We start from the raw sequence: 1332 nt of genomic DNA, 5'->3' as shown, positions 1-1332 counted from the left end.
TGTCAAGTCCTGACATAGGTTGACAGTTCTTGGCCCTATTGAGCCAAGGTAAGCAACGCCCGATGGACCTCATCGGGCGTTTTGTATTTCAAAGCCTGATGTGGTCGCTCGCCGTTATAGATCTGTACTGACTCTCGGACCATACGGGCAGCTTGCAGCAGATCACGCGGACGGTTCAAGAGGAACTCGCTCTTGAGGATGCCGTTGATGCGTTCGGCCATGGCGTTTTGATAGCAGTCGTAGCCATCGGTCATCGAGCAGGTCAGGCCGTGCCGCTGATGGATGGCCTGATAGTAAGTCGAGCAGTATTGAATGCCACGATCCGAATGGTGTACCAAGGGCTGCCGGGTCCGGCGTGAGCGCAGCGCCATCTTCAGGGCTTGGCTCACTTGCTCAGTCTGCAAGCTATCGTGGACGTGGTAGCCCACGATCTTTCGTGAGTAGGCGTCGGTGACCAGACTAAGGTAGACCGTCTGGTGCGTCGTCGGCAGGTACGTAATGTCAGCTACCCAAAGCTGTTCTGGTGCAGTCGGTACAACCTTTTGCGCTCCATCCTTGAGCAAATTTGGATGGCGGCGAAAGCGGTGGTGGCTGTCGGTGGTCTTGTGATAGGCCCGATGCGGCTTCACCAGCAGCCTGGCCGCGCGCAGCACTTCGAACAGCCGGTCACGACCGAGCTGGATATCGGCCTTCTCCATCGGGGCCCGCAGTATTTGCTGCAGCTTGCGCGTGCCTATGCGAGGCTGGCGCAGCCGCACCTGCTTGACCAGCGCACAGATCGCGGTATCCCGAGCGGCCTGCCGCAGTTCGCTGTCGCGGCGCTTGTAGTAAGCCTGACGGCTGATGCCGAAGTAACGGCAGGCCTTGCTAACGCTTAGCCCTTGGACGAGCTCTTGCGTGAGGACCTGCCCAAAGGCTTTTTTACGATGCGCACCCCGTGCTCCTTCTGGATCACGTCGATCACTGCCTCGAACAGGCGCGCTTTCTCCTGCGCTTCGCGCAACTGGACTTCCAACTCCTTGATCCGCTGTTCTGGCGTAACCGGCTTGGTCTTGTCTTGGTTTTCCATCCTGACGTACTGGACGCCCCTGGGCAACGAGCCGCTCCAGTCCTGTAGTCCATGCTTGCGCAACCATACCAGTACTGTAGACCGGCCCTGGATGCCGTACTTGTGCTGCGCCTGTTTGTACGTCAATTCGCCTTTTTCCACCGCCTCCACAACTGCCAACTTAAAAGCCAGCGTGTAGTCACGTTGCGTTCGCTTCCGTTCCCTCTCCACAGCACTCTCCCAATCTCGGCAGGAAAAGTGTCAACCGTATTCAGGACGGGTCA

Annotated in this window: 1 protein-coding gene; it reads right to left on the bottom strand. The window is 58.0% G+C overall.

From position 1 onward, the window contains the following. Positions 1-35: 35 nt before the first annotated feature. Positions 36-1279, bottom strand: a protein-coding gene (locus HTY53_RS24570) for an IS3 family transposase (protein ID WP_438820990.1) whose coding sequence is annotated in 2 segments (ribosomal slippage) — positions 36-925 and positions 925-1279 — 1245 coding nt in all. Because the reading frame shifts where the segments join, the coding sequence is not laid out codon by codon here. Between the last annotated feature and the right edge of the window lie 53 nt (positions 1280-1332).

Origin of the sequence: Cupriavidus gilardii (assembly GCF_013314895.1) — a bacterium.
Lineage (GTDB): Bacteria > Pseudomonadota > Gammaproteobacteria > Burkholderiales > Burkholderiaceae > Cupriavidus > Cupriavidus gilardii_C.
The sequence above is the reverse complement of the archived record's forward strand: the minus strand, read 5'-3'. Positions and strand labels throughout refer to the sequence as shown.